The organism is Campylobacter pinnipediorum subsp. caledonicus (assembly GCF_002022005.1).
GTDB classification, from domain to species: Bacteria; Campylobacterota; Campylobacteria; order Campylobacterales; family Campylobacteraceae; genus Campylobacter_A; species Campylobacter_A caledonicus.
Genome location: NZ_CP017258.1, coordinates 493557 through 518361, shown reverse-complemented (window position 1 = coordinate 518361; position 24805 = coordinate 493557). Strand labels below are relative to the sequence as shown.

Sequence of the window (24805 nt, the reverse complement as noted above, 5' to 3'; positions counted from 1 at the left end):
TAGTTAAGGATAAGACATAAAGAATTTAAAAATACTAAAAATACCCACTATAAGAATTTTAATTATAGTGGGTTTGATCTTAGTTAAAGTTTTTTCTATTAAAGTAAGCGTTTGTGTGAAGTAGTTTTTCTGCGACTTCTCCCATAGGTTCAGTATTTAAATCAGCATAAGATTTGGCGCAGCTTGGATTTTGATGAGAGCCAGCTATTTTTTTATCTTGGCATAACTTATCATCTTTATAAAGACCTTCTTGTCTCATAGTTACATATGTTTTATTTTTCTTAGGCTGAACGGGTTGACCACCGCCATTTACACATCCACCAGGACAGTTCATAACCTCTATAAAATGATATCTGTTATTGTCTTCTGAAATATGTTTTAGTATAGTGTCTATATTTTTTGAAGCACCGTTTACAACCCCAACTTTTAGCTCAAATATTTTTCCATCATAATCTTTTAAAGGTATAGGTATAACAGCTTCAACCAAGTCATTACTATGACCTCTAACCAATGCAATATCTGGATTTTCTAGATTTTCTCCTGATAGGATATAATAAGCAGTTCTTAAAGCTGATTCCATAACACCACCACTATTTCCAAATATTGTTCCACCACCAGAATAAACATTTGTAGGCTTTTCTGGGTATTCGGATGACATTTCAAGTGGATTTATCCCTTTTCTTCTAAAAAGCTCAGCCAAATCCCTTGATGTTAAAACAGCATCTATATCAGAAAAGCTAGCACTATCTGCTGGAATTTCTCCTGTTTCTTTTAGATATCTATAGGCTGAATTAAACTCAGGTCTACTAGCCTCATATATCTTTGATGTGCATGGAGTAATAGAAACCATATAAATATCTCTTGGATCTTGTTCCCATATAAACTTAGCCGCCCAAGTCTTTGCCATAGGACCGCCCATTTGAATTGGAGATTTTGCTCCTGAAATATGAGGAATTAGCTCAGGATGAAAAATTTCAGCATTTCTTACCCAAGAAGGACAGCAGCTTGTAAAGTGTGGAAATGGATGAGAAGCCATATGATTTAAATCCTCATCTCTTTCACCTAAAATCCAATACTTAATCTTTTTAACAAGCTCTGTTCCCTCTTCAAGTATAGTATGGTCTGCAGCAAAGTTTACATCATAAAGATTAAAGCCAACTTGCTCTAATGCATTATACATTTTATTTGTAGTAAGTTCTCCTGGCTCTCCGCCAAACTCCTCAGCCAAAGCAACCCTTACAGAAGGTGCTGGATGGGCAACCATAAACATTCTTTTTTCATCTAGCTTAGCTATAACCTCATCAACAAAACTCATCTGCTCTATAACATCAAATGGACATTTTATCAAACACTGACCACAGGCTACACACAAATCTTGATCTATTTTATGAACAACTTTTGGCGCACCTTCTATGGCATTGGTTGGACATACTTTACGACACATACCACAGGCCACACATCCATCAGGGTTTATTTGAATAATGCCTCTAAGCTCACCTTTTCTATAAGTGCCTTCAAATTCAGCATCTCCTCCTCTAGCTCCCTCAAAAGGTGGAAAAGTTTTAACAGTACGAACATCCATATCAACCCCCTATTTTTATTATTTTACTAAATTTATTAAAGATTATATTAAAGCATGTTACCTTGATAATACTTAATAAAAAATAATAAATACACTTATAGTTATTATTTTTTTATTAATAAATAATAAAATATATACATTTGTTTAAAATTATGCAAAAAAAGAAAAGGTGAAATATAATATTAAAAAGTGGTGCGGATGAGAGGACTTGAACCTCCACGCTGTGAAGCACCAGATCCTAAGTCTGGCGTGTCTGCCAATTTCACCACATCCGCAACAATAAGAATGGTACGCCCATCAGGATTCGAACCTGAGACCTACGGCTTAGAAGGCTGTTGCTCTATCCAGCTGAGCTATGAGCGCATATAAATATGAACAAGTGGCGCGCCCGATAGGAGTCGAACCCATAACCTACAGATCCGAAGTCTGTCGCTCTATCCAATTGAGCTACGAGCGCCCAAAATGGGGTGAGTGATGGGAATCGAACCCACGACCCTCAGGACCACAATCTGATGCTCTAACCGACTGAGCTACACTCACCATACAAAAACATGGTCGGGGTGAAAGGATTCGAACCTTCGGCCCTCTGGTCCCAAACCAGATGCGCTAACCAGACTGCGCTACACCCCGTATTGTTGTGATGAGTTATCTGCCACTACCTCATAAAAAGCGTTATAGTATCAAAAAAAATATTAATTGTCAAGGAATAATCAAAATTAAGATAAATATTTTGTATAAATTTACAATTTGTGTTACAAAGCATCATTTTTAAATTTAAATTTAAAAAATTTAAAGCAAATTAAAACTAACTCGCTATACTAAAATTTCGTAAAAAATAATTTTAAAAGGCTTGGCTATGAACAAAAAAATCATGTTATGCGCTATAAATTCTCTTAGCTGTGGTATATGTGATGAAGATTGTGCATATTGTACACAAAATATAAAATCAAAAACACAAATTAAAAGATATAAGATAAAAGATGAAAATCAAGTTGTTAATGAAGCAAAAATAGCAAAGGCTAATCATGCTCTTGGATTTTGTTTAGTAACAAGTGGAGCTGCGCTTGATGATGAAAAAACCGAAAAGGTAGCAAGTATAGCAAGAGCTGTAAAAAAAGAAGTTCCTGATTTGATGCTTATAGCATGTAATGGTATAGCAACAAAAGAACAGCTAAAAGAGTTAAGAGATGCTGGGGTATTTAGCTACAATCACAACTTAGAAACAAGTCAAAACTTTTTTAAAAATATATGCTCTACTCATACATGGGAGGATAGATTTTTAACAAATCTTAACGCAAAAGAGGTCGGGCTTGAGCTTTGCTGTGGTGGAATTTATGGGCTTGGCGAAAGTGAAGATGATAGAATAAGTTTTAGAAAAAGTTTAAAAGAGTTAAATCCATTTTCTAGCCCTATAAACTTTTTTATGAAAGCTGATGGTTTAGGAATAGATGTTCCTGAGCTTAGTGTGGATGAAGCATTTGAAATAATAAAACAAAGTGTGGCTGATCTTCCAGAAACTAGGATAATGGTAGCTGGAGGCAGAGAAAAGATACTAAAAGAAAGACAATATGATATATTTGATTATGGTGTTGCTGCTATTGTTTTGGGAGATTATCTTACAGCTAAAGGTGAAGATATTTCAGATGATATTAAAGAGTTAAAAAAACGTGGATTTGACTTTTTAACACAGTGTCATTAAAATAGCTACAAAGTTTATAAAAATATCTCGTTAAAAAAACGAGATATTTTTCAAGATTATTTAAAACTTGGTTTTATTTTTTCTACCCAAGCATCAACTCTTGAAGGTGTCAAATCAGCTTGATTGACACAATCAATAGCAAGTCCTATAAATTTTCCATCTCTTACAGAAATAGTATCTTTATATTCGTATCCATCTACACTTACAGTAGCATCTATCATGTTTGCGCCAGCTTCTTTTGCTGCATCATATAATTTTGCTAATGCATTACAAAAAGTTTCAGCATGTCCTACGCCATTTCCAAGACCAAAGCAAGCAACTGTTTTACCATCAAGCTTTATTTAGCCCAGTCTACATGTAATTCACCTTTTCCTTTTGTAGAGCTTCCAAAGATAAGCTTATCGTAGCTATTTATCTTATCTGCATCTATATCTTTTACATTAAGTACTTCGCTTGGCAAAGCTAATTTTTCAGCTATAAGTTTAGCTACAGCTTCAGTGCTTCCTTTTCCGGTTCCATAATCACAATATTCTCCTTTTATTAAGAAATTTTGTATCTTAAAATTCTATCAAACAAAAATAAATTTCAATGAAATTTATCTAACAAAATCAACCACATCGTCAAAATTTCTTCTTATTTGTTCTGATTGAGGATTTATTCTATAGCCAAAAGGTAGCACCAAAGCAAGTTGTTGCTTTTTGGTATCAAGCCCTAAAACATTCTCAACTTCTTCTTTGCTAAAGCCTTCAATAGGACAAGAGTCAATGCCCTTTATCGCTGCTGCTGTCATCATATTTGCTGCGGCTAGATAAGTTTGCTTTGAAGTCCAAGCGTATGTTTTTTCATCTGTACTTAATGTATCTTTTAAATGATTTGCATATATACCAAAATACATTTCCCGTTTTTGTTTATCTTTATTGCTTCTTGCAAATCTTTGTGCTGGAATACCTGATTCTACTCTTGCATTTTGTATATCACATAACAAGATAACTAAATGCGAACAAGTGGTTATTTGAGCTTGACCCCAGCAAAATGGTCTAATTTTAGCTTTTAGCTCTTCATTTGTTATCACTAAAAACTTCCACAACTCCATACCAAAAGAAGATGGCGATTTTCTACCAGCTTCAAGTATGTAGAGCATATCGGTGTCGCTTATCTTTTTTGACTCATCAAAAACCTTGCAAGCGTGCCTAAAATCTATTGCTTGTTCAAATGTGTTTTGCATTATTTTTCCTTTATATTAATGTTTTGTCTAGTTTTTAAAAATTTATAGACAAAAAATGCCCACGCCATAAATAAAAACTGAAACGGTAGGCGAATCAGAGCCGCCTTATGACTTCCAATAGCTGGATTATCGACCAAGAAATCATTTATATGAATAGGTAAAAATACTATCATCATAAAAAATATACCCAAAGCTGAATATTTTGCAATAGACTCCTTAAATAAAAGCATTACCCCAAACAATACCTCAAAAGCTCCGGAAAGCAGTATTAAAAAATCCTTGTAAGGCAAAAAGTTAGGCACAAATATAGTATAAAAATCAGGATTTAAAAAATGTCCAAAACCCGCAGAAATCATAAAAGCAACAAGTAAAAATCTAAGACCTTGTCCTAAAATAAATTTAAATTTATCCATTACAAAGATCTTTTTATTATTTTTTCTACTGTATCTTTGCTAACAGTTCTATTTATACCAAATCTATCAAAACCATGTTTATGTAAAAGCTCTATAACTTTTTGAGCTATATTCTTATCATCTGTGTAGCTTGAAAGTTTTAAATTTACGCCTAAAGATAGATATAAACTTTCTATCTTGTCTATAACTTTGTTTACATCATCTGTTTGCATAGCAAAAACATTTTTACCCATTTGTAAAAGCTTTTGGCTTTTCTCATCAAGCAACTCTCTCAACAAATTTGGCTGAATAATCGCCAATGTCCTAGCGTGATCTATACCATAAAGACCGCTTAACTCATGACCGATAAAATGAGTAGCCCAGTCTTGAGGCACGCCAGTGCCTATTAGCCCGTTTAGTGCTTGATTTGCACTCCACATTAAATTTGCATACCACAAGTCATCTTTTTTATCAAATGTCTGCATTAATTCAAGTATAGAAAGCAAAAGTGCCTCGCTATATCTATCTTGAACCAAACATCCATGATTTATTGTAAGATACTGCTCGCAAACATGCACAAAAGAGTCAATTAAACCATTAACGATTTGTCTGTCATCTAGACTTTTTAAAACATCTGGGTCAAGTATAGCAAAGCTAGGATAAGTAAAAGGTGAACCAAAAAATCTTTTTTCTTTTGTCTGTTTTTTTGTGATAACAGCGCCACTATTAGACTCACTTCCAGTTGCAGCTAGTGTTAATACTACTCCTATATCAAGAGCTTTTTTTGGTATATATTTATTTTCTAATATATCCCAGCCATCACCATCATAATGAAATGAACTAGCTATATATTTACTTCCATCAATCACAGAACCGCCACCAACTGCTAAGATAAAATCTACATTATTTTCTCTTGCAAATAAAACCGCTTTATCAAGAGTCTCTTTTGTAGGGTTTGGCTCAACTCCACTAAATTCAACAAAACTGTGATTCTGCAATGCTTGTATAACTTGTTCGTAAATGCCATTTCTTTTAATGCTGCCACCACCATACAAAAATAAAATAGTCCTATCTTTTGGAATAAGATTTTTTAAATTTGCAATTTTTCCTTTACCGAACTCTATCAAAGTTGGATTCTTATAAGTAAAATTCAATCTTTTGCCTTTTTTATGAATTATTTTTACATAGTATCCATTTATTACTTAAATATCTCTTACGATACTTTAGGTAAGTAATAGAAAAATATTATTTTATGGTATAATCATTACATTAAAAGGATTTTAATATGTATATAGTAAATGAAAAAGAGTACAAATGCCCGGTTTCTATAACGCTTGATGTGTTTAACGATAGGTGGAAGCTAGCCATTATTTGGCATTTGATAGATGGCAAAAAAAGATTTAAAGAGCTACACAATAATATTGGTGAAATTACACAAAAGACATTAACAGTAAAACTAAAAGAACTTGAAGAAAAAAATATAATAACAAGAACTGTCTATGCACAAGTACCACCAAAGGTAGAATACAGCCTAACTCCTATAGGTCAAAGATTACAACCAACCTTAGATGAGATGTATAAATGGGGTTTGGCGTATGTAAAAGATAATGGAACAATACTTGATGATATAAATACATCAAGCAAAATACCAAAGAGGTAAAAAGATAGAAGAAGATATGAAAAATTGAAAAAATATTCTTTATTTGCGCAACTAAGGAAGCGCAACAGTTAAAGATTTTAACGCAAGGATTAATCAAAATTTAAAATACACTGACTCTAAAATAAAAAATTTATTTTTACTATTATTTTCTTGCCGACAAAAATATAATATTGAATTTTATATATCTTGATTGATTGATTTTTGATATAATAATAAATAAAATACTAAAATATTAAAATACAATATAAGGGTTAGTTTTATGATAATTACTGATATTTTAGGCACTGTGCTTGAAGATAAATTTTCAAAATACAAGCTTGTATATACAACTATGTCATACGACCATACACATAAAAAAATTCAAACATTAGCAGCAGATGATGGCAAGGAATTTCGTTTTAGACTAGATGAAAGCGTTAGAGTTCGTGGATTAAACGATGGCGATGTGTTTTTTGTAGATGAAGAAAAACAGACTTTATATGCTATAAAAATATCAGAAATTTTATGTCTAGTCATAAAAACAAAAACACCAGCCAATAGTGCAAGCATAGGATATTTGATAGGAAATAGACACGCAAAATTATACTTTGGAGAAAGTGAAAATGAGTTTTTAACACCTTATGAAAAGACTATCGAGGATATGCTTAGCGTGGTTTCAAACATAGAACTTAGCAAAGAACACAGAGTGCTAGCGCCTGAAAAATCACTTATGAATATCTTGCCAAACTCACAAGATATACACCATCATAGCCACTAAAAAGGATTTGACATTAAAAATTTCATAGATAGTGCGCTTTTTTTACAGCAAATAAACGATAGCCAATTTCCAATAGGTGGATACTCTCACTCTTATGGACTTGAAACATATATCCAAGAGGGCTTTATAAAAAACAAAGAAGACACAAAAAGATATTTGGTTAATTATCTAAAAGGGTCTTTTTTGTATACCGAGCTTTTTTCTGCTTATTTGGCGTTTGAATTTTCTTTAAGGTCGGATTATCAAGGGATTGAGGAATTATGCTTAAAATTAAGAGCTATAAAAAGTCAAAAAGAGCTAAGAGAGGCTTCTGAAAAGCTTGGCTCAAGACTGGTTAAAACCTTAATGCGAATTGATTTGAACTTTGATATTAAATTTTTTAAAGAACTAAATGAAAATTTAAACAAAAAACAAATTCCAATTTGCCATAGTGTTGCTTATGGTGCCATCTGTGCTTTGGCTGAAGTTGATAAAGATTATGCTTTAAATAGTTTTTGTTTCAATACAGCATCAACGATAGTTATAAATGCTGTAAAAACTGTGCCTATTAGCCAAATGGATGGACAAAGAATATTATTTGACATAAAAGATTTGATTAAAGATATAGTTGATAATGTAAAGACGCTGGATAAAGATGAATTTGGTCTCTCTTTTGCTGGCGTTGAGATATCATCAATGAGACACGAGTATCTTTATTCAAGACTTTATATGTCATAAAGGAGATAAATGAAATATATAAAAATAGGTGTTGCTGGTCCTGTTGGTTGTGGCAAAACTCACCTTATAGAACAACTAGTTAAGGAATTTTCAAAAGATTATAGCGTTGGCGTTGTTACAAATGATATTTATACAAAAGAGGATGCAAACTTTTTAAAAAATTCAGGCGTTATTGATGGAGAAAGAATTAGAGGCGTTGAGACGGGTGGTTGTCCTCATACAGCTATCAGAGATGATGTTTCTATGAATTTAGAAGCTGTTGAAGAACTTGCAAGTGTTTATCCTGATTTGCAAATAGTATTTATGGAAAGTGGTGGGGATAACCTATCGGCTACATTTTCACCAGACCTTGCTGATGCAACTATTTTTGTTATAGATGTAGCGGAAGGTGGAGATATACCAAGAAAGGGCGGACCTGGCATTACAAGGTCTGATATGCTCGTTATAAACAAGATAGATTTGGCACCTTATGTTGAAGTTGATTTGGAAAAAATGAAAACTGATACAATAACACAAAGAAAAAATCTACCTTTTGTTATGACAAATTTAAAGAGCAAACAAGGACTTGAAGAGCTTTTTACTTGGATAAAAAAAGATGTTTTGTTTGAGGATGATAAGTAAGACTTATGGCTAAAAGATTTAGTGAACTAAGCTTGGAGCTTGAAAATATCAAAGGCGTAAGTGATATAAAAAATATGTATATGACTCCGCCTTTAAGAGTTATGCGACCATTTTTTGAAGATGGCTTTACAGAGGTTATGATAATGAGCTCATCTCCGGGCTTGCTTGAAGGAGATACTCAAAAGTATGATTTTAATGCAAAAGATAACACAAATGTAAAAATAATATCTCAATCTTATGAAAAAATTCATCCTATGAATGAAAATGAGAGTGCAAAAAGAGATACAAAAATAAGTGTTGGCAAAAACTCAACCTTAATATGTAGCTTTTTGCCAACTATTATGTTTAAAGATTCAAGATTTTTAAGCAAGACAAAAATAGAACTTACAGACAATACTTCAAAGCTTGTATTTGCGGAGTCTTTTGTAGCTGGTAGGCTTGGGAAAAAAGAGAGTTTTTTATTTAGAGAATTTAGAAGCTTGATAGAGACTAAGATAGGTAGTGAGCTTATTTATTTTGAAAATAGCAAGATTGTGCCAAAACAAATCGCATATAACGAAATAGGCTTTTTTGAAGGTTTTGATCATTTCGCTAGTATCTGTATGTTTAATTTTAAAGATATAGAAAACTTAAATCAAAAAATACATGATACACTCAAAGAACAAGAAGATATTTTGGATATTCGCTTTGGAGTTTCAACCACATATAGAGGCGATACACAGGTAAGGATACTTGCAAAAATGGGTCAAAATTTAATGCAAGCTATTGAGTTAATGATTGAAATTTTATAAAAATTAAGGAGAGAAATAGTGCATTTAGTACCAAAAGATATAGAGAGGCTTATGATATTTACAGCTGGCGAAGTGGCCAGAAAAAGAAAAGCAAGAGGGCTTAAGCTAAACTACGCGGAATCAGTTGCTCTAATAAGTGCAGAACTTTATGAGATGGCAAGAGATGGTAAAACAGTGGCTGAGCTTATGAGGGATGGAAGAAAAATTTTAACTCGTGATGATGTAATGGAAGGTGTTGCTGAAATGATAGAAGATGTGCAAATAGAAGCTACTTTTACAGATGGAACAAAGCTTGTTACCGTTTCTCATCCTATAGTTTAAGGAGTGTAAATGATACCTGGAGAGATATTTTATAAAGATGAAGATATTATCTTAAATAAAGATAAAAAAACAATAGAATTAGTTGTAACAAATATAGGTGATAGAGCTGTCCAAGTAGGGAGTCATTTTCACTTTTTTGAAGTAAATAGGTGCTTAGAATTTGACCGCAAAAAGGCGTTTGGATATAAGCTTGACATACCAGCTGGAAACGCTATAAGGTTTGAACCAGGGCAAAGTCATAAAATAAGCTTGGTTGAGCTTGGTGGAAAGCGCAAGGTTATGGGTTTTAATGCCCTTGTAAATGGCGATATTGGCTATAAAAATGTAGATGAAATTTTAGAAAATATGATTAAATTGGGATTTGTAAATAAGCAAAGCAAGGAGTCTGATAAATGAGTTTAAAAATTTCAAGAAAAAAATATGGTTCTATGTATGGACCAACAACAGGTGATAAAATAAGACTCGGGGATACAAATATAATCATTGAAGTCGAAAAAGATTTTGCTGTTTATGGAGATGAATCGCAATTTGGTGGTGGAAAATCTGTAAGAGATGGAATGAATCAATCAGCCACAGCGACACAGTTAACAGGAGCTGCTGACCTTGTTATAACAAATGCAATTATACTTGATTATACGGGAATTTACAAAGCTGACATAGGTATAACTAATGGCAAAATTTCAGGTATAGGCAAAAGTGGAAATCCTGATATAAATGATAAAGTTGATATAGTTATAGGTGCTGGAACAGAGATAATTGCCGGAGAAGGCAAGATAATAACGGCTGGAGCCATTGATACTCATATACATTTTATAACCCCACAGCAAGTTGATACCGCGCTTAGTTCTGGTGTTACAACCATGGTTGGCGGCGGAACTGGGCCAGCTGAAGGAACAAATGCGACAACTTGTACCCCTGGTGTATCAAATATATCAAATATGCTTAAATCTTTTGAAGGCTTTCCTGTAAATATTTTAATCCTTGCAAAGGGTAATTGCTCTACAAAAGAACCGCTCATAGAACAGATAAAAGCAGGTGCAGGAGGGCTAAAAATTCACGAGGATTGGGGTTCAACTCAGGCTGTTATAGATAATTGTTTAAGTGTTGCTGATGAGTATGATGTAGGGGTTGCTATACACTCAGATACTCTTAATGAAGCTGGAAATATAGAAGACACGCTATCTTCAATAAAAGGCAGAACTATACACTTTTTCCATACAGAGGGTGCTGGTGGCGGACATGCTCCTGATCAAATAGTAGCAGCAAGTATGCCAAATGTCTTACCAGCTTCAACTAATCCAACTATGCCTTACACAATAAATACAGAAGATGAGCATTTGGATATGGTTATGGTTTGTCATCATTTAGATAAAAATATAAAAGAAGATGTTGCGTTTGCTGATTCTAGAATACGCCCTGAAACGATAGCAGCTGAAGATATACTTCATGATAAGGGTGTTTTTTCTATCATGAGTTCAGATTCTCAAGCTATGGGTAGAGTTGGTGAGGTGATTATAAGAACTTGGCAAACAGCTTCAAAGATGAAATACCAATTTGGTGCTTTAAAAGAAGATGAAGCCAATAATAATGATAATTTTAGAGCAAAGAGATATGTCTCAAAATATACCATAAATCCAGCCATAGCACAAGGAATTGGCGAATATATAGGCAGTATTGAGGTTGGTAAGTATGCGGATTTGGTTTTGTGGGAGCCTAAGTTTTTTGGCATAAGACCAAAAACGGTTGTTAAAAATGGTTTTATAATGACAGCACAAATAGGCGATCCAAGTGCCTCAATACCGACACCGCAGCCAGTTATGCATAGAAATATGTTTGCATTTTTAGGAAAAGGTATAGAGCAAACTTGCATAAGTTTTGTTTCAAATGCAGCTTATAAAGACAACGTAAAAGACAAGTTAGGACTTGGCAGGATAGTGTTGCCTGTGAAAAATTGCCGAAATATAGGGAAAAAAGATATGAAATTTAATAATAGTATGCCAAAACTAGAAGTTAACCCAGAAACCTATGAAGTAAAAATAGATGGCAAGATAGCAAAATGCGAACCAACTGACAACTTGCCTTTGGCTCAACTTTATAATCTATTTTGATTTTAATCTAGCCTTTTTGGCTAGATTGTTTATTCCTTCAACAAATCTGAAAAATTAGCTTTTCTTATTTTGGCCATATCTTCAACTTTTACTTTGATTTGAATACCTATCTTTCCACCACTAACTATAATTTCATCTAACATTTGAGCACTTTGGTCTATCTGCAAAGGATAGTCTTTTTTCATGCCAATAGGCGAACAACCGCCCCTTATATATCCGGTAACTGAGTTTATTTTAGCCACTGGAATTAACTCAACCTTTTTAACACCACAAGCTTTGGCTAGTTTTTTCAAATCAAGTTCTTTAGCCACTGGAATGACAGCAACATAATAGTTGTTGTCATTCCCCATAAGAACAAGTGTTTTATATACACTTTCAACTGCGAATCCGATTTTATTTGCCACAGAAACACCATCAATAGCCCCATCTGCCTCATAAAAAAATGACTCATAAGCTATTTTATGCTTATCTAAAATTCTCATTGCATTCGTTTTATTTTTTTCCATTGTTTTTCCAAATTTGATTAAAATTGATTGTATAATTGTAATTAAATTTTATTGAATGGTTGTTTATATTTTTAAAACAAATCACTATAATTTATTTTTTATTTTATAAAATGGCGAGTTTAGGACTTGATAGTTTTATAATTCAAAAGGCTTTTGACCTTTTGATACAAATCTTTCCTCTGTCAAGATACAAAATACTTTTATAAGTAGCTGTTCAAACAATAATTAAAAAGTGGTTATTTTCAACAGGGTAATAAAAACAACTGCCCTTAAAACCGTGTATAAAAGTACAAAATGTTTTAAAAAAATGTAGCAGAAATAAATAACTTTTTTTAAAATAGGAGTTTATATAAAAAAGTGTATGTAAAAACTAAATTTCTGCTACAAAAACCTAATTTCTAAAAATAAAGGTTTTTAGTTATGAAAACACTCGTGTGAAAAATATTTTATCAAATACCCAATAAAAGAGTATCTGAACCTTTAGTAAACCTAATTACAGCTTAAAAAACAATTAAAACTGTTAAAATAGATATATTTTTTAATCTATTTGTTGTATTTTGTAACGCATAAAACATTACAATAATATATTATAATCCACAAAACAAATTCAAATTTATTTGAAACAAAATGGAAAAACAAGATTGACTAAAAACTTAATCTTTTTGAAATATTGGTAAAATGGAAATTTGGAATGGATTTTTAAACATAAGTGGCTCCGGATGCTGGATTCGAACCAGCGACCAAGTGATTAACAGTCACCTACTCTACCGCTGAGCTAATCCGGAATATAATAAAAATGAGCTGTGATTATATTAAAAAAATCTTTTTTTGTCAATAAAAATAAATTTAAATTTTTACAAAATTACAATTTTTTTATTAAATTTGGTAAATTTTCTTCAAAATCAACTCCATAGTGGTTGGGTGTTTTGTCTTTTAGAGTCGAATTTATAGAATCCACAACGAAATCAGCTGCTATTTTTGTTGCACTATACAAACTATCGCCTAAAATAATTTTTGAAAAAACGATAGAAGCAAATATATCTCCAGTTCCACTGAACCTAGCGTCTATTAGCTCATGAAAATAACTTTTTGTTTCATTTTCTTTTTTATCATAGCTTAAAACACCGCAACTTTTTTCATCATAACTAACACCCTTTAAAACGATAAATTTAGTTTTAAGCTCTTTAAGTTTATCCATTAATTCATCTATAAATTTATCATCATAACCATTTTTTGGATATTGTGTATTAGTTAAAAAACAAGCTTCTGTAATATTTGGTGTGATTATATCTGCATTTTTACAAAAGTTTTTCATCGCTTTTGCAAAGCTTTCATCAAAGCAAGAATAAAACTTCCCATTATCTGCCATACAAGGGTCTATAAGGATAAGCTCATCATTGTTTTTAAACTTATTTATAATGCCTTCTATTTTCGTAAGTTGTTTTATATTTCCCAAAAAGCCTGTATAAATTCCATCAAAACTTATATTTTCTTTTTCCCAGACATCAACTATCTTATCCATCTCATCTGTTAAATCCAAAAAAGTAAAGTTATCAAATCCTGTATGAGTTGATAATAATGCCGTTGGCAAAATACAAGCTTCGATCCCTATTGAACTAATTATTGGAAGCGCCACACCAAGCGAACATTTACCAACACAAGATATATCTTGAATGGTTAAAATTCTTTTCATATTTTTTCCTTTACTTTATAAAACTCAACACCGACAACATCAATTTTATATATTTTACCCAAACCTATAAGCTCATTTAAATTATTTTTTGATAAATCCGAAAAATTCTCATTTATATTTGACATAGTTTGTGGTCGCCTTAATAAAAGCTGCATTATTTCATCTTTTGTAAAATCATATCTAACTGTGTTTGTTTTCGATTTGATTATATTTACCGGAATATTTTTTATATTTGATGCTAATTTTTGCAAAATTTCTTCGCCAACGCCAGTAACTTTATACGCAGGTGGTCTATCTATACTACCTATATCAACTCTATCTGGTTTTATGAAATTTAATACATCATTTAGCTTTACAAACTCATCATCACTATCATTTATATTTTTAACAACAAGAATTTCTATAACCATTTGACCATTAAACTTCTCCCTAAAAAACTTCATATTGCTAATAAGTTTTTCTAAATTTATATCTTTAATTCTAGCCAGTTTTTTAAAGCTGGATTTAACAACACTATCTAGGCTAAACTTAGCTATATCAAACTCAAGCAAAGACTCAAATGTATCTTGATTTAAAAGCCCTGTTGCATTACTTAATATAAGTAATTTTTTATCTTTTTTAATATCTTTTATTTTATAGACTAATTTTTTAAGATTTTTATAAAGAGTTGGTTCTCCGCTCGCACTAACAGTTATAACGTCTATATTTTTATGTTTTGATATTGCGAGTTTTAATTCATCTATAATATCATCAATATCAGGCTGAATTTCTATACTTTGAGTTATCTTACCTTTACCTATTTCACAATAAACGCAATCAAAATTGCATGATTTTGAAAAAGGAGATAAATCTATCCCTAAAGACATACCAAATCTACGAGAGTGTATTGGTCCAAATACCAAACTCAATATCTTTCCTTATAAAGATTTAAAAATCAAAGCACCTATTTGAAAATTTAACAGGTGCTTTATAGAGTATTAAAATAGAGAATTTACACTTTCGTTGTGATAAATTCTTCTTATAGTTTCTCCAAAAAGAGGTGCAACGCTTAAAACTTTTATACAAGGTAGTTCTTGTTTTAAAGGTATCGTGTCAGTTACCACAAGCTCATCAAGATAGCCTTTTGATAGATTGTCATAAGCAGCTCCGCTCAAAACTGGATGTGTGCAAAATGCAATAACGCTTGTAGCGCCTTTATCTTTAAAAACCTTGGATGCTTTTACTATCGTTCCTGCTGTGTCTATCATATCGTCAACTAAAATAACATCTTTGCCATTAACATCACCTATGATATTCATAACTTCACTTTCGTTTGCTTTTTCACGACGTTTATCAACTATAACCATATCAAGCCCTAAATTTTTAGCCAGCGCTCTAGCTCTTGCAACACCGCCAACATCAGGACTAGCAACAATAGGGTTTTTTAAATTTTTAGAACGCACATAATCTGTAAAAATAATGCTACCATATAAATTATCAACAGGAATATCAAAAAATCCCTGTATCTGTCCAGCGTGAAGATCCATAGTAACAACTCTATCAATTCCAGCTACTTGCATCATATTTGCAACGAGTTTTGCTGTAATAGGAACACGAGGGGCGGCTTTTCTATCTTGTCTTGCGTATCCAAAATAAGGGACAACAGCCGTTATAGAACTAGCAGAGCTACGTTTTAAAGCATCTGTAAGCACTAAAAGCTCCATTAAATTTATGTTTGCCGGTGCACAGGTTGGCTGAATAACAAAAACATCTTTACCCCTTACACTTTCACCTATTTGAACGCTTATTTCGCCATCACTAAAACGCTTTATAATGGCTTCACTCAACGGCAAGGATAGATATTGAGAAACTTTTTTTGAAAAATCTAAATTCGCAGTCCCTGAAAAAACTTTATAACCTCTCATTTAAAAAACCTTATATTGATATTATGTTTATAATTTTATCTAAAAGCTGCTTAAATCAATAAAAATAATAAAGTACAATAATATATTTTATTTGAATTCTATATTTTTTATATGATTTTAACTGATGCCTTTAACAAAGATTATTTAAGTTTAAAAACTTTTTATCATCTTAAATTTCGGTATGAAAAATATTATAAAGATTAAGTAAAATTCCAAAATTACAGATAAAAACATAATAATATAAGGCATTATGAACAAACAAAAACCATCATTTGTATCTATCCATCCAGTTGCTTCTTTAAAACCATTTGAATCAAAATCAAAGTTTATAATATTTTTAAAGCATTAATGCCATCTTTGTTTAAAACTACCATCATAGGGCAATAATCTTCTGGGTCTAGATCATCATCACTATCATTATCTATAATAGCTCGATTTAGATTTTTAGTTACTCTAGCTTTAGATTTTTAGACATTCCCTTGACACCACCTGTAAATTCAAATTTAATATCTTCATTTTCAGCAGCATAGAGCTATCTTACTTATATGTATACTCTACGTTGGTTATAAGATTAGAAGTATCCATATTAGATCTTGGCTATTTTCATTTACTATCATCTCTAATACTGATCTTGTTTTAAGTTCTTGTCTATACTTGCACTAAATATTTTGGTCATCGCTATCTGCTTCTTTGGAAGTTTTATTTCCTATGTTTATATCTATCTCATCTTTGTATTTATCAAAGTTATTTATAGTTAATATTTTATTTAAGATATTTTCTACTAGACTACACTCCACATTTCTATCTTCGCACTTATATATACAATTTTGTCTTTATTATACGTTCAACTGGTTAATGCATAACTCACTTTCTTTACCATCTCTATCTTCTATGATATCTTTATAGCCAACATAGTATTTATCACTTTTGCCACCATAAACGGTGTCTTCTCCAGCGCTTCCATAGATAGTCATTACAGCCATCTTTATTATCGGTATAAATCTCATTTTTAGAATTTTCATCTATTATAATTTTTAAATTTATAATAATATCTTTACCACTTCCCGCTTTGATATATGAGCTATTTCATAAAACAATTATGAGTATCTCCATCTAAAGCATAAATTTTAGTATATATTTGATTTTATGTTTGAATGTTTGTTTTAAATTAGGTTTTAACTTTACATCACTTTTATAATACTCCAAAGCTATAGAACTAGCCGCAAGTACTTTTAAAATCATTCTAACTTTATCTTTTATTATTAACTTGAATACTCGTATTTATGATTTTTAAACTCGCGATAAGCATTTGATAATATATTTAAAACTACAAAAAGGATTTAAATTTACTAAAGAGTGAGATGCTTGAGTTACCAAATATTGAAGTTATGGATGAGTTTTGTGTAAGCAAATCTAAATTTAGTGAATTACTAAAAGCATCAAATATTTATGTTTTTAACTCTTTGTTTAAAACACCATACCAATCCTTTTTCTTCATAAAAGTTAAATAAACTATCTTTAGTGAATATACATATTTATAAAAGACAAATAAATAGATAAATAAATTTATCAACAAAAAAGAACATGAATCAATTCACTATAAATTTTTTATAATGCCTATTAAAGATTCTACATTATCAAATAACACTTTTATAAAGCATTCAACTGTACTTATCTATAAATATAGCAGTATTATATGAGTAAAGTATTGATAAACTTACTAAGATTTTTAACAAAAAACGAAACAAGAGTAATCGCTAATTTACCTTTCAGCAAATAAGTACTTCGTATACTCACAGCTAATTAATCTTTTTTATATTGTTTAAATAAAAAAACTTATTATAAATACTGTAAGAGTATCACACAATTACAGTTGCTTTTATATTATTTGCTTGTGACTTTATAATATGATTTGTTTGATGAGTTGATTAGTGATTGTAAAATTTCTATTTTGTTTATATGTCCATCAAGGAAGAGTTTGTTTATTTAAGTAGTTTTGTTTTTTGTATCTTTGTAAATTTGATTTATCTGCTCACTCTTTTATTTTGTTAGCACATTTTTATAATTATTATATTCTAATAAATTTATTCCTAATTATTTTTATATGGATCATAATCATAACCTTTTAGATTAAATTCTGTGCTAATTGAGCTGTTAAAATTCCTCATAAACTATATCCTCAATTTATAAAAAACCTACCATCTAGCTATTAAACAACAAGAATTTAAATGATTAAAATAAAAAAGAATAAAAAACAATTATCCACAATCAATAAAATATACCACTTGTATATTAATCACAACCAAGTAAAACACAATAACATAAAAGAATAAAAAATATTTTAAATTTATTAAATAAAAAAACATAAAAAAGAATAAGAAATAAAGATATATAATAAATAATATTAATTGGATTTATAAAAAGAAAGAATAAACAAAGCTCGCAGCGACTTACTTTCCCAACATCTCAGTAAGAGAGAGTATCATCAGCCAGGACGAGCTTAGCTTCTTGGTTCGAGATGGAGCAAGGCGTTTCCTCGTCTGTATAGCCACGAGCAGTGTTAAATAAAAGATTAGTGATTATTTGTGTAATCTCTTATTTAACACTGTTTGTGTTAAATTATATCGTTAAGAGTAAAGCTTGTTTTATTAAACAATCTTTTCTTGTATAAGGTTTTACCCTTAACAAGGAAGTGATGCTTAAAAAGATAAGCAAACGAGCTATTAGTACTGGTCAGCTAAATGACTTTCATCAATTACACACCCAGCCTATCAAACTAGTAGTCTACTAGAGCTCTTAAAAGAAGATTCATCTTGGAGTTGGCTTCGAGCTTAGATGCTTTCAGCTCTTATCACATCCGAACGTAGCTACCGAGCGATGCCCTTGGCAGGACAACTCGTACACCAGTGGTTCGTTCAACCCGGTCCTCTCGTACTAGGGTCAACTCTCCTCAATCTTCTTACGCCCACGGCAGATAGGGACCGAACTGTCTCACGACGTTCTGAACCCAGCTCGCGTACCGCTTTAAATGGCGAACAGCCATACCCTTGGGACCTGCTCCAGCCCCAGGATGCGATGAGCCGACATCGAGGTGCCAAACCTCCCCGTCGATGTGAGCTCTTGGGGGAGATCAGCCTGTTATCCCCGGGGTACCTTTTATCCTTTGAGCGATGGCCCTTCCACACAGAACCACCGGATCACTAAGACCGACTTTCGTCCCTGCTTGACATGTACGTCTTGCAGTTAAGCTGGCTTATACCTTTATACTCTACGAACGATTTCCAACCGTTCTGAGCCAACCTTTGTAAGCCTCCGTTACATTTTGGGAGGCGACCGCCCCAGTCAAACTACCCACCAGACATTGTCCTGCATGAGGATAACTCATGCCAGTTAGCTATCAGAATAAAGAAGAGTGGTATCTCAACAATGGCTCATATACAACTGGCGTCATATACTCAAAGCCTCCCACCTATCCTGCACATCTTTATCCCAATAGCAGTGTCAAGCTGTAGTAAAGGTCCACGGGGTCTTTCCGTCTTGCCGCGGGTAGGAGGAATTTTCACCTCCACTACAATTTCACTGGATCCCTCTTCGAGACAGCTCCCATCTCGTTACGCCATTCATGCAGGTCGGTATTTAACCGACAAGGAATTTCGCTACCTTAGGACCGTTATAGTTACGGCCGCCGTTTACTCGGGCTTCGATCAAATGCTTCGCAGAGCTAACATCATCAATTAACCTTCGAGCACCGGGCAGGCGTCACACCCTATACATCCTCTTACGAGTTAGCAGAGTGCTGTGTTTTTGGTAAACAGTCGGGAGGGACTCTTTGTTGTAACCTTCAATGCTTACGGAGTAAATCCTTAACAAAGTTAGGCACACCTTATACCGAAGATACGGTGCTATTTTGCAGAGTTCCTTGAAGAGAGTTCTTCCACGCGCCTTAGAATACTCATCCCACCCACCTGTGTCGGTTTACGGTACGGGCAACATTATCTAAACTTAGAAACTTTTCTTGGCTCGACAGTATCAAGGATTCAGACTCGATTCCGAAGAATGTTGTCTGCCTGTGGGGTCTCGGCTTAAAAAGATCCGGATTTTCCTAGATCTTAACCTACACCTTTCGACCAGCACTTCCATCCGCTGGCTCCTTTAACTCTAAGCGTCCTTCCATCGCACAATAATGTTGGCATTGGAATATTAACCAATTTTCCATCGCATACCCCTTTCGGACTTTGCTTAGGACCCGGCTAACCCTACGATGACGAGCATCGCGTAGGAAACCTTGGGTTTACGGCGTTGGGGATTCTCACCCCAATTATCGCTACTCATGCCTGCATGCTCACTTCTATCCGCTCCAGCGCTCCTTACCGGTACACCTTCAACGCTGAATAGAACGCTCTCCTACCACTTAGTAAAACTAAGTCTAAAGCTTCGGTACTCATTTTAGCCCCGTTATATTTTCCGCGCAAAATCACTAGACCAGTGAGCTATTACGCTTTCTTTAAAGGATGGCTGCTTCTAAGCCAACCTCCTGGTTGTTACAGTAACTTCACATCGTTTTCCACTTAAATGAGATTTAGGGACCTTAGCTGTTAGTCTGGGTTGTTCCCCTCTCGACGACGGATTTTATCACTCGCCGCCTGACTGCTGTGATTACACACTAGGTATTCGGAGTTTGATAGGGTTTGGTACATTGGTGTATGCCCTAGCCCATTCAGTGCTCTACCCCCTAGTGTTACGACACAACGCTATACCTAAATATATTTCGGAGAGAACCAGCTATCACGATGTTTGATTGGCCTTTCACCCCTATCCACAAGTCATCCCATAGCTTTTCAACGCTAGCGGGTTCGGTCCTCCACTGGCTCTTACACCAGTTTCAACCTGCTCATGGATAGATCACATCGTTTCGGGTCTGCAACATCTGACTAATCGCCCTATTAAGACTCGCTTTCGCTACGGCTCCGGGTTTCCTTAACCTCGCCAGACATCACAACTCGCAGGCTCATTATGCAAAAGGCAGTCCATCACCCTGATAAATCATAGGGCTCTGAATGATTGTAAGTAAATGGTTTCAGGTTCTATTTCACTCTGATCACCTCAGTTCTTTTCACCTTTCCCTCACGGTACTTGTTCGCTATCGGTCTAGTAGTAGTATTTAGGGTTGGATAGTGGTCTACCCAGCTTCAGACAGAATATCACGTGTTCCGCCCTACTCAGGATACTGCTAAGTAAAACATTGCTTTCATATACGGGAGTATCACCCTCTACGCTTAACCTTTCCAGGTTATTCTATTAGCTTTGTTTAGTCTATGTTGCAGTCCTACAACCCCACTAGTAAACTAGTGGTTTGCCCTCTTACGCGTTCGCTCGCCGCTACTAGCGTAATCTCTTTTGATTTCTCTTCCTGTTGGTACTAAGATGTTTCAATTCCCAACGTTTGCTCCATTATATGGTAACTGACATCGCTATCAGTTGGGTTGCCCCATTCGGAAATACCCGGATCAAAGCCCCTTGACGGCTCCCCGAGTCTTATCGCAGCCTGGCACGTCCTTCATCGCCTCTACTAGCCAAGGCATCCACCATTTACTCTTAGTAGCTTACCTTTTTTTACCTATTAATACATAATAAGTTGTTAGTATATTTTTTGTTATATTCTAATTCGCATCACTTCCTTGTTAAAGGTAACTGTTATACATAAATATATGTAGTTACTAAATCTAAACACATAATCCCCAAGACGGAAAGCATTAACAGATAATATAGATAAGTTTTAACTCTATAATATCTTGTGATGTTAAACTTCTGTATTTATATACAAGAGATTAGATATTTAAATCTTTAACAAGTCCTGTAAAATTGTTTTTATTAAAACTTGCTTGTGACTCTTAACAATTGTAATTAAAAGAACAACGATTTGTTTAAAAATAAAATATTGACTTATATTCTCAAGGAGATAAACTCCGTTTCTCAAATCGTGAGCTGGAATTATATAAGAGCAATGCTTAATATGAGCTTAATATTGTAAAAAAAAATAAAAATATTTTAGTTTGTTGGAATTTGGAGAGGTGTGTGTAGTGGTAAATAAAAATACGTTATCTATAAATATAGTTATTGATTAATTTTAGCTACTATTGTATATTTAAATTTTTTATATTTTAAGATATCATAAGGCGACAAAAAGTCAATAATGGATAAAATAAAAATAAAAAATTAACGAAGGATTCAAATGGGACATAGTTGTGGAGATAATGGTTGTGATGGATTTTTATTAATGAAACAACAGCAATCTTGTGTAGTATTGGCTGGTGGTAAAAGCAGCAGGATGGGAGTAGATAAAGCATTAATGCCTTTTAAAGACAAAGCAAGTCTATCTGCATATGTAACAGATAAGTTATCAAACATTTTTAAAGAAGTTTATATAAGCACTAAAACCAATAAATTTAACAATGCCGAACTTAATCAAAGCATCAAATTTATAGCCGATGAAAGCAATGAAAGCTCGCCTATGATTGCACTTGCTAGCATACTTCATCATTTTAATGAACCGGTTTTTATACAGCCTGTTGACATGCCTTTTTTAAAACCTGAGAGCATCAAAGATATGTCTAAACTAAAAGATGATTTTGAAATTGTAATCGCTTGTGAAGCAGAAATAGATCATGTACTTTGTGGTTATTTTTCTCCTAGCGTAGCAGATAAAGCAAAAAAATTAGCTAAAGATGGAAAGCATAAAATAAAAGAGCTTTTAAAAATTTGTGATGTAGTTAGGGTCGAGCTTTCTGGTGATGATGAAGGGATAAACCTAAATAATCCTGATGATCTAAAAAAGGCTTTAAGATATGAATAAATCATTATTTATATTATTTGTTTTTTCGTTTTATTTATTTGCGAATGATTCTAGTAAATTTAAACTTGCGAATGAACTAGAAAAAGCAGGCGATATAAAGGGTGCAATGAGTATTTATAAAAGCCTGGCCGCTAAAAATATAAAAAAAGATTCACGCTCAGAAGAATACATTAAATCAGACACCATAAACAATTCAAAAGCAAAAGATGAAGCACTTTTTAGAGAACTTTTTGCAGGAAGCAGTATAAGTTTTCATGAATTAAACTATTTGCTTTTAGGCACCTATGCTTCTAGTGTGCCTAACAACGATAGACAAAAATTTGAAACCAAATTTAACATAAGTATCAAAAAACCGATAGAAATTTCACTATTACCGAAATGGGCTAATCTTTATATGGCATACTCTCAAACATCATGGTGGCAAACAGGAAAGCATAGTTCGCCTTTTAGAGAAACAAATTATAGACCAGAAGTTTTTATGCGCCTATATACAAACAATGAACGGATAAATAGCTTTGATATAGGTGTTTTACATGAATCAAATGGACTAGGTAAAGATAAAAGCAGAAGCTGGAACAGGGTATATGCTAGCTCTAAATTAAATTTTAGCAATCTATCCATAACTCCACGAGTTTGGTATCACATAGGAGATTTAAGCGATAATAAAGATATTTATCGTTATTTGGGTTATGGTGATATACAAGCAAGATATACTACAAAAAATATATCATTTGAACTACTATTGCGCAATAACTTTCGCATAAAAGACAACAAAGGAGCAGTTCAAGCCAGTCTGATATTTCCACTCTTTGGTGGAATTTTAGGATACTTACAATACTTTAACGGATATAGTGAAAGTTTAATAGATTATAACCATAGCACAAATAAAATAGGCATAGGTTTTACGTTACTTAGATAAAAGCAGAGGGTTTAGAAACTCAATCTTTTCTAACCCTTAAAAAAGTAGCAAAGCGTGGTATGCCGTTTTTGGTTAAATTTTGATATTTGAAAGTAATAATACTCCCAATCTTTGGTGGATTTTTACGAATATAATCACTAAAACCAGATCCTATTTTAAATCTAATTTTATTTGATAACTCACATGTTATAGAACCCATTAAGTCTTTATATTTGCCACTACCTTTATTTATAGATATAACTTTGCACTCTGAATCAATAAAGCGTTTGTATTTTAAATTTAGATTGCTTCTTGATTTTATATAAACAGAATTTGGTTCACGAATAACAACACCTTCACCTTCACTACTTACAATTTCATCTAAAAAGCTATCTAATTCTTTCTTGCTTGTTATAAGTTTTTGGGGTATAAGCTTTATGTGGTTTTTTATATCATTGTTGTTGGAATTTTTATCTATATAATCTTGAACTACTTTCAAACGCTCAATCAATCCACCATTTGCATTAGGTGCATCAAATATATAATAAGTTATATTTTTCCATTCTTTTTCATTTGGTATCTGATCCATAACTATGGTTTGTATTTTTTCAAATTCATTTCTTTTAGTATATAGCTCTCCATCTAAAGCAAAATCCGGAAGAGTTTTTAAAAAATACTTTGGTGCTTTTATGACTTTACCTTGTCTACTTAGTAAATTTTTACCATCCCAATATGCCCTTATACCATCAAGCTTTTCGCTAGCATACCATCCGGTTATGTTTTGATCTTTGTATACACCAAGCTTCATTAGCTCAATAGCTTGAATACTTTGAATACATATAAAGACAACAACAATTAACTTTAAAATTTTATTCACTAATATCCTTTATAATTTTTAATCTTTTTCATTAAACAACTAGCTAACAAGACTTATACAATACAATCATTTATATATTTAATTAAACCCATTCAGATAAAAATTTTATTTTTTACAAAGGCAATTAAGAAACATAACATATCAAGTTATTTTTTATAAAAAAGAATTGTTTTTTATTTTAAACATATATAGCATACAAAA

The 24805-nt window shown here is 32.7% G+C and carries 22 protein-coding genes, 6 tRNA genes, 2 rRNA genes and 2 pseudogenes; 11 read left to right on the top strand and 21 right to left on the bottom strand.

The window, feature by feature from the left end; genetic code table 11:
• Positions 1 to 79 precede the first annotated feature (79 nt).
• The 6 genes from CPIN18021_RS02705 to CPIN18021_RS02680 form a co-directional block, all read right to left on the bottom strand.
• Positions 80 to 1582: a [Fe-Fe] hydrogenase large subunit C-terminal domain-containing protein gene (locus tag CPIN18021_RS02705; protein ID WP_157888040.1), complete on the bottom strand. Its 1503-nt coding sequence runs from the start codon at positions 1580 to 1582 to the stop codon at positions 80 to 82.
• A 190-nt stretch (positions 1583 to 1772) separates the two neighbouring features.
• A tRNA-Leu gene (locus CPIN18021_RS02700) sits at positions 1773 to 1857 on the bottom strand.
• A gap of 11 nt (positions 1858 to 1868) precedes the next feature.
• A tRNA-Arg gene (locus tag CPIN18021_RS02695) sits at positions 1869 to 1945 on the bottom strand.
• A gap of 17 nt (positions 1946 to 1962) precedes the next feature.
• Positions 1963 to 2039 (bottom strand) — tRNA-Arg (locus CPIN18021_RS02690).
• A 6-nt stretch (positions 2040 to 2045) separates the two neighbouring features.
• Positions 2046 to 2122, bottom strand: a tRNA-His gene (locus CPIN18021_RS02685).
• Positions 2123 to 2134: 12 nt separating this feature from the next.
• A tRNA-Pro gene (locus CPIN18021_RS02680) sits at positions 2135 to 2212 on the bottom strand.
• Between the two features lie 226 nt (positions 2213 to 2438).
• On the opposite strand from CPIN18021_RS02680, the gene CPIN18021_RS02675 reads away from it, so the two are divergent.
• Entirely contained in the window at positions 2439 to 3281 is an 843-nt protein-coding gene (locus CPIN18021_RS02675) for a biotin synthase (RefSeq protein WP_226995934.1), read from the top strand.
• Between the two features lie 56 nt (positions 3282 to 3337).
• On the opposite strand, the pseudogene CPIN18021_RS02670 reads toward CPIN18021_RS02675, so the two are convergent.
• From CPIN18021_RS02670 to CPIN18021_RS02655, 4 genes and pseudogenes are all read right to left on the bottom strand, one after another.
• A pseudogene (locus CPIN18021_RS02670) lies at positions 3338 to 3822 on the bottom strand (flavodoxin).
• Between the two features lie 54 nt (positions 3823 to 3876).
• Positions 3877 to 4506 carry an NAD(P)H-dependent oxidoreductase gene (locus tag CPIN18021_RS02665; protein ID WP_078423041.1) on the bottom strand — a complete coding sequence of 210 codons (630 nt, stop codon included), beginning with the start codon at positions 4504 to 4506 and terminating at the stop codon, positions 3877 to 3879.
• Entirely contained in the window at positions 4506 to 4919 is a 414-nt protein-coding gene (locus CPIN18021_RS02660) for a DoxX family protein (protein WP_078405899.1), read from the bottom strand. The genes CPIN18021_RS02665 and CPIN18021_RS02660 overlap by 1 nt, the downstream gene beginning before the upstream one ends.
• Positions 4919 to 6052, bottom strand: coding sequence for an iron-containing alcohol dehydrogenase (locus CPIN18021_RS02655; protein WP_078424353.1), 1134 nt, complete (start codon positions 6050 to 6052; stop codon positions 4919 to 4921). Before CPIN18021_RS02655 ends, CPIN18021_RS02660 begins: the two co-directional genes overlap by 1 nt.
• Positions 6053 to 6183: 131 nt before the next feature.
• On the opposite strand from CPIN18021_RS02655, the gene CPIN18021_RS02650 reads away from it, so the two are divergent.
• The 7 genes and pseudogenes from CPIN18021_RS02650 (at position 6184) to ureC (ending at position 11873) form a co-directional block, all read left to right on the top strand.
• Positions 6184 to 6558: a winged helix-turn-helix transcriptional regulator gene (locus tag CPIN18021_RS02650; RefSeq protein ID WP_078424352.1), complete on the top strand. Its 375-nt coding sequence runs from the start codon at positions 6184 to 6186 to the stop codon at positions 6556 to 6558.
• 259 nt (positions 6559 to 6817) lie between these two features.
• Entirely contained in the window at positions 6818 to 7315 is a 498-nt protein-coding gene (locus CPIN18021_RS02645; RefSeq protein ID WP_078423038.1) for an urease accessory protein UreE, read from the top strand.
• A 12-nt stretch (positions 7316 to 7327) separates the two neighbouring features.
• Positions 7328 to 8032: an urease accessory protein UreF gene (locus CPIN18021_RS02640; protein ID WP_078423037.1), complete on the top strand. Its 705-nt coding sequence runs from the start codon at positions 7328 to 7330 to the stop codon at positions 8030 to 8032.
• A 9-nt stretch (positions 8033 to 8041) separates the two neighbouring features.
• The gene (gene ureG, locus CPIN18021_RS02635) at positions 8042 to 8653 is read left to right on the top strand and encodes an urease accessory protein UreG (RefSeq protein ID WP_078423036.1); all 612 of its coding nucleotides are present in this window, start codon (positions 8042 to 8044) and stop codon (positions 8651 to 8653) included.
• Between the two features lie 5 nt (positions 8654 to 8658).
• Positions 8659 to 9444 carry an urease accessory protein UreD gene (locus tag CPIN18021_RS02630; protein ID WP_078423035.1) on the top strand — a complete coding sequence of 262 codons (786 nt, stop codon included), beginning with the start codon at positions 8659 to 8661 and terminating at the stop codon, positions 9442 to 9444.
• Between the two features lie 18 nt (positions 9445 to 9462).
• Positions 9463 to 10161: pseudogene (gene ureA, locus CPIN18021_RS09245) on the top strand (urease subunit gamma).
• A complete protein-coding gene (gene ureC, locus CPIN18021_RS02615) occupies positions 10158 to 11873 on the top strand; it encodes an urease subunit alpha (protein ID WP_078424350.1) in 1716 nt (571 codons plus the stop codon). Before ureA ends, ureC begins: the two are co-directional and overlap by 4 nt.
• Positions 11874 to 11902: 29 nt before the next feature.
• Here ureC and ybaK read toward each other — a convergent pair whose 3' ends face one another.
• The 8 genes from ybaK to CPIN18021_RS09110 all read right to left on the bottom strand — a co-directional run bounded on the left by ybaK (position 11903) and on the right by CPIN18021_RS09110 (position 17218).
• Positions 11903 to 12379 (bottom strand): Cys-tRNA(Pro) deacylase, encoded by a 477-nt coding sequence (gene ybaK / locus CPIN18021_RS02610; RefSeq protein ID WP_078424349.1) that lies wholly within the window; start codon positions 12377 to 12379, stop codon positions 11903 to 11905.
• A gap of 710 nt (positions 12380 to 13089) precedes the next feature.
• A tRNA-Asn gene (locus CPIN18021_RS02605) sits at positions 13090 to 13164 on the bottom strand.
• A 77-nt stretch (positions 13165 to 13241) separates the two neighbouring features.
• Positions 13242 to 14072 carry a pyridoxamine kinase gene (locus tag CPIN18021_RS02600; RefSeq protein WP_078423031.1) on the bottom strand — a complete coding sequence of 277 codons (831 nt, stop codon included), beginning with the start codon at positions 14070 to 14072 and terminating at the stop codon, positions 13242 to 13244.
• On the bottom strand, positions 14069 to 14980 hold the full coding sequence (locus CPIN18021_RS02595) for a radical SAM protein (protein ID WP_226995933.1): 912 nt from the start codon (positions 14978 to 14980) through the stop codon (positions 14069 to 14071). The genes CPIN18021_RS02600 and CPIN18021_RS02595 overlap by 4 nt, the downstream gene beginning before the upstream one ends.
• A 69-nt stretch (positions 14981 to 15049) precedes the next feature.
• Complete coding sequence (locus CPIN18021_RS02590; protein WP_078424348.1) at positions 15050 to 15976, bottom strand: ribose-phosphate pyrophosphokinase; 927 nt, start codon at positions 15974 to 15976, stop codon at positions 15050 to 15052.
• Positions 15977 to 16635: 659 nt separating this feature from the next.
• The gene (locus CPIN18021_RS08860) at positions 16636 to 16773 is read right to left on the bottom strand and encodes a hypothetical protein (RefSeq protein WP_157886660.1); all 138 of its coding nucleotides are present in this window, start codon (positions 16771 to 16773) and stop codon (positions 16636 to 16638) included.
• Between the two features lie 39 nt (positions 16774 to 16812).
• The gene (locus CPIN18021_RS02585) at positions 16813 to 16998 is read right to left on the bottom strand and encodes a hypothetical protein (RefSeq protein ID WP_078423029.1); all 186 of its coding nucleotides are present in this window, start codon (positions 16996 to 16998) and stop codon (positions 16813 to 16815) included.
• A 91-nt stretch (positions 16999 to 17089) separates the two neighbouring features.
• Complete coding sequence (locus CPIN18021_RS09110) at positions 17090 to 17218, bottom strand: hypothetical protein (RefSeq protein WP_257617004.1); 129 nt, start codon at positions 17216 to 17218, stop codon at positions 17090 to 17092.
• A gap of 119 nt (positions 17219 to 17337) precedes the next feature.
• On the opposite strand from CPIN18021_RS09110, the gene CPIN18021_RS08855 reads away from it, so the two are divergent.
• Complete coding sequence (locus CPIN18021_RS08855; protein ID WP_157886659.1) at positions 17338 to 17487, top strand: hypothetical protein; 150 nt, start codon at positions 17338 to 17340, stop codon at positions 17485 to 17487.
• A gap of 926 nt (positions 17488 to 18413) precedes the next feature.
• Here CPIN18021_RS08855 and rrf read toward each other — a convergent pair.
• Both rrf and CPIN18021_RS02575 read right to left on the bottom strand, forming a co-directional pair.
• Positions 18414 to 18532 (bottom strand): 5S ribosomal RNA (gene rrf / locus CPIN18021_RS02580).
• A 147-nt stretch (positions 18533 to 18679) separates the two neighbouring features.
• A 23S ribosomal RNA gene (locus CPIN18021_RS02575) occupies positions 18680 to 21585 on the bottom strand.
• 623 nt (positions 21586 to 22208) lie between these two features.
• On the opposite strand from CPIN18021_RS02575, the gene mobA reads away from it, so the two are divergent.
• A complete protein-coding gene (mobA, locus tag CPIN18021_RS02570) occupies positions 22209 to 22829 on the top strand; it encodes a molybdenum cofactor guanylyltransferase (RefSeq protein ID WP_078424205.1) in 621 nt (206 codons plus the stop codon).
• Positions 22822 to 23748: a phospholipase A gene (locus CPIN18021_RS02565; protein ID WP_078422855.1), complete on the top strand. Its 927-nt coding sequence runs from the start codon at positions 22822 to 22824 to the stop codon at positions 23746 to 23748. Before mobA ends, CPIN18021_RS02565 begins: the two co-directional genes overlap by 8 nt.
• Positions 23749 to 23767: 19 nt before the next feature.
• Here the strand turns inward: CPIN18021_RS02565 and CPIN18021_RS02560 are convergent, their stop codons facing one another.
• On the bottom strand, positions 23768 to 24604 hold the full coding sequence (locus CPIN18021_RS02560) for a DNA ligase (RefSeq protein ID WP_226995991.1): 837 nt from the start codon (positions 24602 to 24604) through the stop codon (positions 23768 to 23770).
• Positions 24605 to 24805 lie beyond the last annotated feature (201 nt).